Source organism: Trueperella sp. (assembly GCF_043424875.1).
Taxonomy (GTDB): Bacteria; Actinomycetota; Actinomycetes; order Actinomycetales; family Actinomycetaceae; genus Trueperella.
The window spans coordinates 1-7,271 of the sequence record NZ_JBHWPL010000110.1 but is presented as its reverse complement, the minus strand read 5'-3'; the positions used below and the strand labels follow the sequence as shown (position 1 = coordinate 7,271).

General features: G+C 64.8%; 7 protein-coding genes. 3 read left to right on the top strand and 4 right to left on the bottom strand.

The genetic code is table 11. The features are described 5' to 3' along the window. The 3 genes from ACHFFR_RS08885 to ilvD all read left to right on the top strand — a co-directional run. Positions 1–427, top strand: a 427-nt coding sequence (locus tag ACHFFR_RS08885; RefSeq protein WP_394263908.1) for a TlpA family protein disulfide reductase, incomplete at its 5' end; no start/stop codon positions are given. Between the two features lie 29 nt (positions 428–456). Then, on the top strand, positions 457–1,239 hold the full coding sequence (locus ACHFFR_RS08880; RefSeq protein ID WP_394263907.1) for a class I SAM-dependent methyltransferase: 783 nt from the start codon (positions 457–459) through the stop codon (positions 1,237–1,239). A gap of 183 nt (positions 1,240–1,422) precedes the next feature. After that, positions 1,423–3,252 (top strand): dihydroxy-acid dehydratase, encoded by a 1,830-nt coding sequence (gene ilvD / locus ACHFFR_RS08875; RefSeq protein ID WP_394263906.1) that lies wholly within the window; start codon positions 1,423–1,425, stop codon positions 3,250–3,252. 7 nt (positions 3,253–3,259) lie between these two features. On the opposite strand, the gene amrS is transcribed toward ilvD, so the two are convergent. The 4 genes from amrS to gndA form a co-directional block, all read right to left on the bottom strand. After that, positions 3,260–4,303, bottom strand: a complete 1,044-nt coding sequence (gene amrS, locus ACHFFR_RS08870; RefSeq protein WP_394263905.1) for an AmmeMemoRadiSam system radical SAM enzyme — start codon at positions 4,301–4,303, stop codon at positions 3,260–3,262. Further along, on the bottom strand, positions 4,300–4,887 hold the full coding sequence (gene amrA, locus ACHFFR_RS08865; protein ID WP_394263904.1) for an AmmeMemoRadiSam system protein A: 588 nt from the start codon (positions 4,885–4,887) through the stop codon (positions 4,300–4,302). The genes amrS and amrA overlap by 4 nt, the downstream gene beginning before the upstream one ends. Next, on the bottom strand, positions 4,884–5,756 hold the full coding sequence (gene amrB, locus ACHFFR_RS08860) for an AmmeMemoRadiSam system protein B (RefSeq protein ID WP_394263903.1): 873 nt from the start codon (positions 5,754–5,756) through the stop codon (positions 4,884–4,886). The genes amrA and amrB overlap by 4 nt, the downstream gene beginning before the upstream one ends. Positions 5,757–5,825: 69 nt before the next feature. After that, positions 5,826–7,259: an NADP-dependent phosphogluconate dehydrogenase gene (gene gndA / locus ACHFFR_RS08855; protein WP_394263902.1), complete on the bottom strand. Its 1,434-nt coding sequence runs from the start codon at positions 7,257–7,259 to the stop codon at positions 5,826–5,828. Between the last annotated feature and the right edge of the window lie 12 nt (positions 7,260–7,271).

The following is a 7,271-nucleotide window of genomic DNA, read 5'->3' as shown; positions in this document are numbered from 1 at the left end:
TGGAGATGCGCCGCCGCCCGAGGTCGGCCAGCCCGCGCCCGAATTCAGCGTGCTGGATATCGATGGCAACCCCGTGGTGCTCGACCGCCTCGATGGGCCGACGTGGCTGATCTTCAACGCCACGTGGTGTTCGGCCTGCCGCGCCGAGACGCCCGATATTCAAGCCGTCCAGGACGCCCGCGGCGATGAGTTCAACCTCGTGTCCGTGTGGGTTAACGAGCCACGCGACGTCGTTCAGGGCTATGTCGATCGGATGGGCCTAGACTACGTGCATGTCGTCGATTCGACGGCGGACATCGCCTCGACCTATCGTACGATGGGCGTTCCCGCGCACTACTTCATCGACAGCGATGGCGTGCTGCAAGAGATTTACGTGGGCGGGCTGTCCGAATCGCAGATGAATGAGAAGCTCGACGCCCTGCACTAGCTCCGGCGCCCAAGGAGGCCAACGTCGTCGTGAATGACCAGGCGCGGCGCGGCGGTAACCCGTTCGCGGCCGCGGGCGAATCCACCCGCGCGTATATCGACGTGCGCCCCGGATACCCGGCGGCGATTCTTGACCGGCTGGGTATTGATCACGACGACGTCGTCCTCGACATCGGAGCCGGCACCGGCAAGCTCACGGCGCAGCTCGCGCAACGAAGTGATCACGTGGTGGCTGTGGAACCCTCCGCGCACATGCGGGCTGGGTTCGCGCAGGCGCTACCGCAGTTTCCTGCCGAGCGGCTGCTCGATGGATCGGGGGAGTCGCTACCCGTACGGGATTCGAGCGTTGACGTGGCGACCTACGGGCAGTCGTGGCACTGGCTCGATGAGCGAGCGGCGGCCGTGGAGGCGGCGCGGGTGGTACGTCCCGGCGGAACCGTCGCAATCCTCTTTAACCAGCTGGATGTGCGCCAGCCGTGGGTGCACAGGCTCTCGCGAATCATGCGCTCGGGCGATGTGCACCGCGCCGATCGCGCACCGGACCTGCGCGTGCCCGGGCATCACGGCCACATGGAACGCCCCTTCACCGAGCCCGTCCTGCAGCACGCCGTGTGGATCGACCCGCTCACAGTGCCACAGCTCTACGAACTTGGTACCACCCGCTCCTCGTGGATCACGAACTCGGACGAGGGCCGGCGCCGGATGCGCGCCAATCTGGAATGGTACGTCGCCGAACATTTGGGAGTGCCGAGCGACGGCGTCGTCGGGCTTCCGTATCAAGTGCACTGCTGGGTGGCGCGCCGGGAAGCTTAGTGTGGCGCGCCGGGAAGCTTAGTGTGGCGCGCCGGAAAACATAGTGCCGAGTAGCCCGCCGTGATGTAGCCCAGCGGCGTCGCGTCTGCCGCCGCGCGGTGCTCGCAGGGTGAACCTCACAGGCCCACCGGCGCCGAGATCGCTAGAATTAGGTAAGTCAATTTTTCGTATCTAAGGATAGACATGCCTCAACTTCGTTCAGCGACGTCTACACAGGGACGCAACATGGCCGGTGCTCGCGCGCTATGGCGCGCAACCGGTATGACTTCGGAGGACTTCGGGAAGCCGATCATTGCGGTGGCGAATTCGTTCACACAGTTTGTGCCCGGCCACGTTCACCTGAAGGACATGGGTCAGCTCGTGATTAAGGCGATCGAAGACGCCGGCGGCGTGGGCAAGGAATTCAACACGATTGCCGTGGACGACGGCATTGCCATGGGCCACGACGGCATGCTCTACTCGCTGCCCTCGCGCGAAATCATCGCGGACTCGGTGGAGTACATGGTGGAAGCCCACCGCGCAGATGCCCTCGTGTGCATCTCGAACTGTGACAAGATCACGCCGGGCATGCTCATGGCCGCGATGCGGCTGAACATCCCGGTCGTGTTCGTCTCGGGCGGCCCGATGGAGTCGGGTAACGCCGTGGAGGGCGTGCTCGACCACAACACCAACCTCATCGACGCGATGACGGAATCAGTGAACGAGGCTGTCTCCGACGCGCAGCTGCTGGCCATCGAAGAGGCCGCCTGCCCCACGTGTGGCTCGTGCTCGGGCATGTTCACCGCAAATTCGATGAACTGCCTGACGGAGGCTCTCGGCCTTTCGCTGCCGGGTAACGGCACCACGCTCGCAACGGCCGCGCGTCGCAAGGACCTGTTTGTTCAGGCCGGCGAGATGATCGTTGAACTCGCCAAGCGGTACTACGAGAACGACGACGAGTCGGTGCTGCCGCGCAACATCGCCAACCGCGAGGCCTTCCTCAACGCCATGACCATGGATATTGCCATGGGCGGCTCAACCAACACGGTGTTGCACATTCTGGCGGCGGCGCAAGAGGGCGAGATTGATTTCGATATCGCCGATATCGACGCACTCTCGCGCAAGACCCCGAACCTGTCCAAGGTCGCCCCGAACTCGGTGAAGTTCCACATGGAGGACTTCCACCGCGCAGGCGGCATTCCGGCGATTCTCGGCGAGCTCGACCGCGGCGGCCTCCTCGAGCGCGATGTTCACGCGATCCACGCCGACTCGCTTGAGACGTGGCTCGGCGAGTGGGACGTGCGCGGCGGCAAGGCGAGCGAGACGGCATACGACCTGTACACGGTGGCGCCGGGCGGGGTGCGAACCACGCAGGCGTTCTCGCAGGACAAGCGCTACGAATCGCTCGATACGGATGCGGCCGAGGGCTGCATCCGCGACATCGACAACGCTTACACCGCCGACGGCGGCCTGTGCGTGCTCTATGGCAACCTCGCCGAAGACGGCTCCGTCATCAAGACAGCCGGTATCGACGAGGAACTCTTCCACTTCGAGGGCACCGCGCGCGTCGTGGAATCTCAGGATGCGGCGATCGAGCTGATCCTGTCGAAGTCGGTCAACCCTGGCGACGTCGTCGTGATCCGTTACGAGGGCCCCAAGGGCGGGCCGGGTATGCAGGAAATGCTGTACCCGACGTCGTACCTCAAGGGCCTTGGTCTTGGAAAGGTGGCCGCGCTGATCACGGATGGCCGCTTCTCGGGCGGAACCTCCGGCCTGTCGGTCGGCCACATTTCTCCGGAGGCTGCATCGGGCGGCACGATCGGCCTGGTCGAAGAGGGCGACACGATCATTATCGACGTGCCAGAGCGCAAGCTTCACCTCGATGTGCCCGATGAGGAACTCGCACGCCGCCGCGCTGACAAGGGCGAGGCGCCGTGGGTTCCCAACCGCGACCGCACGGTCTCCAAGGCGCTGCGAGCCTACGCGTCGATGGCCACCTCGGCGTCGTTCGGCGCCGTACGCAAAGTGGACTAGCGCCGAATTACCACACACCCGCGATGGACGTGCCACACCGATGGCAGGCTCCATCGCGGACGTGTATCCGGGGTGTGCGATACCCGTCGCGTTCAACGACGACGGCCGAGCAGGCCGGGCAGTAGGTTGCGGCGGCCTCGGGCTCGCGAACGTTGCCCAGGTAGACGTAGTTGAGTCCGGCCTCCATTGCGATCTCGCGCGCCATGCGTAGCGTGGATAGGGGAGTGCGCGGGACGTCGCGCATCTTCCAGTCGGGATGGAATGCCGAGAAGTGAAGCGGCGTATCTGGCCCGCACTCGGCAAGAATCCATTCTGTGAGCCTGCGCAGCTCATCTGGGGAGTCGTTGTGCTCGGGGATGACGAGCGTGGTGAGCTCAAGGAAGCAGTCCGTTTCTTGAGCGACGTAGGCGATCGTCTCCAGCACGGGTGCCAAGTGGGTGCCGGTGAGCTTCCAGTAGAAATCTTCGGAAAAGGCTTTGAGGTCGATGTTGGCGGCGTCCATGTGCCGGTACATCTGCGCGCGCGGCTCGGGGCTGATATAGCCGGCACTCACGGCGATCGCGCGGATCCCCACCTCGTGACACGCAATCGCGGAGTCGATCGCGTACTCGGCAAAAATGGTGGGGTCGTTGTAGGTGAAGGCCACCGAATCGCACCCGTGGCGCACCGCAATCTCGGCGATCTGCGTGGGCTCTGCCGCGACGTGGAGCGCATCGATCTCCCGTGACTTCGAGATATTCCAGTTCTGGCAGAACTTGCACGCGAGGTTACACCCGGCCGTCCCGAACGAGAGCACCGTGGTGCCGGGGCGAACGTGGTAGAGCGGCTTCTTCTCGATCGGATCTATCGCCAAGCCGGACGTGCGGCCGTACGTATCGAGGATGATCCTGCCGTTTTCACGCAGGCGAACGAAACAGAACCCGCGCTGGCCCTCCCTGAGCCGGCACAGCCGCGGGCACAGATCGCACTGGATCCGACCGTCGTCGAGCTCGTGCCACCACTGACCAACGGCCCCGCCGCCGGGTACCCGTTCGCGGTGGATCGCGCTCATTCTGCCCAGTCCGTCACCGTGTAGCGCTTGGCCGTCACCCGATCGGAGGCCCAGTCCACCCGATCTGGCGAGACCCCCGCCTTCGCCAGGAGCTGGTCGATGAAGAGCGCGGGCTTTGGAAGCTGTTCCCACACCTGCGGAAGGAACGTTGCGCGGCGCAATTCGACGGTGAGAATGAGGCCGTCGACGCCGGGGCGTAGCTGCTCCTCGAGCTCGGCTCTTGTGGAGAATTCGATCGGAGTGGGCGCGCTCAGCACCGACACCTCAATGTCCGTGCGCGCCAGCTCGTCGGCCGTCAGGGTGGGGAAGCGGTAGTCCTGAGTTGCGCTCGCGACGGCGTTATAGCGCAGGTCGTCCACGAGGGCGCGATGGGCGAGGAGCGAGCCAATGCAGCCGCGCAAGTGGCCGTTTTGCGTGAGTGTGACGAAGGTGGCGCCCTGAGATTCCATCCATTCCGGCACGGGCGTGGGCACCTCGCCGCGCGGCCCCGGATCCGCGCCGAGCACGCCCGCGATGGCCGTGCGGGCGAGCGGCAACAGCCAGTCGCCCGCGTTGTCTGGAAGATGCTGCGTGTGTCCGCTCATGATTCTCCGCCCTCGGCGTGGCGCGGTTCAGTCAGTGCGAACGCCGCGTAACCCACCACCCGGTCGAGCTCTCCGGCCGTATCGCCCGAGTTGCACGCGGCCAGCAGCCGGATCTCCATACCGCGCTCGCCGGCCGCGAGCAGCATGCCGTTCATCGGATGGGCGCCGCAGGCGCGATCGGACGCAATCGTGGAGCTCAACTGCAGGACATCCTCGATCGTCTCGCGGTCGGTGCGAATTGCGGCGGCGTAGTCGAGGTAGTGGGAGAGGTCGGTGCTGATCACGATGAGCGTCTCGGGCCCGCCCCACACGGCATCGAGCGCTTGGGCGACCTGCTGTGGGCTAGCGCCGCCAACAACAATCGGCGATATCGTCACATCGCCGAGCATTCGCTGGATGAACGGGATTTGAACCTCGATGGAATGCTCCTGGGCGTGCGTCGAATCGTTCGTCTCCACAAACGGCAGGGTACGCAGTTCCTCGGGGTAAGCCACCGGAACGTTGCCCAGCGGCGTCACCCACTCGGAGGTGGAGCTCATCGCAAGGCCTGGCACCCAGACGCGATGAGCCGGGCCAAGAATCACCACCCGCTCGATGTCCTCGCGCCCATCGAGGAGTCGGTAGGCGTTGGCCGCCGTCGACCCCGAGAAGATCCACCCCGCATGCGGCACGATGAGTACCTTGAGCGCGGGATTGCCCACGAGATCGCGCATATTGAGCAACGCGGAGGGTTGGTCGCGGGCGGATTCGACGACGTCGCTGGCCGCCACCTGCGACGCACCGGCGAACGCCCGATCGAGAGCGGTATCCACGTGGGACGCGCTCGCCGGGTAAAACGTGCCGGCAACGGCCGGCTTACGACTAGACATCGGTACCTCCTGTCTCGAGCCTAGCGGAGCCCGTGGCGCCGCACCGGAGGATTTAGAGCCCAGTCGTAGCTAGCCGAGCTTCATCTCCTCGCGGTCCTCCGACCACAGCGTGTGGAAGATCCCCTCTCGATCGATGCGGCGGTAGGTGTGCGAACCGAAGAAGTCACGCTGAGCCTGCACGAGCGCCGTCGGCAGCCTGTGCGTTCGCACGGCGTCGAAAAACGTCAGCGCGGATGCGAACGCAGGAATCGGAATCGCAGCGGTGATGCCCTTGGCAACCACCTCGCGCCAGGCGCTCTCATTGTTCGTCAGCGCCTCGGCAAAGTAGTCCGTCACGGCCAGCATCGAAATCTTGTCCGTCTGGGCGTACACCTCGGCGATTCGGTCAAGGAATTGGGCGCGGATAATGCAGCCCTCCCGCCAAATCTTCGAGATCGCGCCGAGATCGAGGTTCCACGAATACTGATCCGATGCGGCCTGCATCTGCATGAAGCCCTGGGTGTAGGCAATGATCTTCGAAGCGTAGAGCGCCTGGCAGATCGCCTCGACGAACGCATCGCGGACCTCGACCTCAATCGCCCTCGTGGGCTGGTCGAAGACCTCCTGAGATGACGTGCGAGCCGCGATCGACGACGACACGCCGCGCGCGCTCGTCGCCTCGCCGATCACGGTGATCGGCACCGGCAAGCCCACGCCGTCCTGAACCGTCCACGCGCCCGTGCCCTTCTGGCCGGCCACGTCCGCGATGATGTCGATGAACGGGCCGTCGGTGCGGGGATCGACGTGCGCGAGCACTTCACCAGTGATCTCGATGAGGTAGGAGTTGAGCTCGCCCTCGTTCCACTGCGTGAAGATCTCGGCGATCTCGGCGGGCTCGATGCCGAGGCCGTCTCGCATGAGCTGATAGGCCTCGGCAATGAGCTGCATATCCGCGTACTCGATGCCGTTATGCACCATCTTCACGTAGTGACCCGAGGAATCGGGCCCGATGTGAATACAGCACGGTTCGCCGTCGTGCTTGGCGGCGATCGACTCGAACATGGGACCAAGGCGCTCATAGGACTCGACCGAGCCACCCGGCATGAGGGAGGGCCCGGTCAGCGCGCCCTCCTCTCCGCCCGACGTGCCACACCCGACGAAGTGCATGCCGAGCGCGCGCACCTTCTTCTCGCGCCGGTTGGTATCGGCGAAGTGGGAGTTGCCCATGTCGACGATGATGTCGCCCTCGTCGAAAACCGCCCCGAGCTCATCGATGACGGCGTCCGTGGCCAAGCCCGCCGGCACGAGCAGGAGCGCAACGCGCGGCTGTGCCAAGGTGGTGACGAAATCGTCCAGGCTCGAGGCGGCGACGAACTCTCCGTCCGAGGCATAGGCCTGGGCAACGTTCGTCGCCTTTTCCACGTCGACGTCATAGATCGCCACCGTGTATCCGTGGCGTGCCAAGTTGCGCGCAAGCGAGGCGCCCATGACGCCCGTTCCAACAACCCCGATGTCTGCTTTCACGGTTTACTCCTC

Coding starts and splice junctions, on each gene's coding strand:
- ilvD (WP_394263906.1), top strand. CDS start 1,423: ATGCCTCAACTTCGTTCAGCGACGTCTACACAGGGACGCAACATGGCC.
- amrS (WP_394263905.1), bottom strand. CDS start 4,303: ATGAGCGCGATCCACCGCGAACGGGTACCCGGCGGCGGGGCCGTTGGT.
- amrA (WP_394263904.1), bottom strand. CDS start 4,887: ATGAGCGGACACACGCAGCATCTTCCAGACAACGCGGGCGACTGGCTG.
- amrB (WP_394263903.1), bottom strand. CDS start 5,756: ATGTCTAGTCGTAAGCCGGCCGTTGCCGGCACGTTTTACCCGGCGAGC.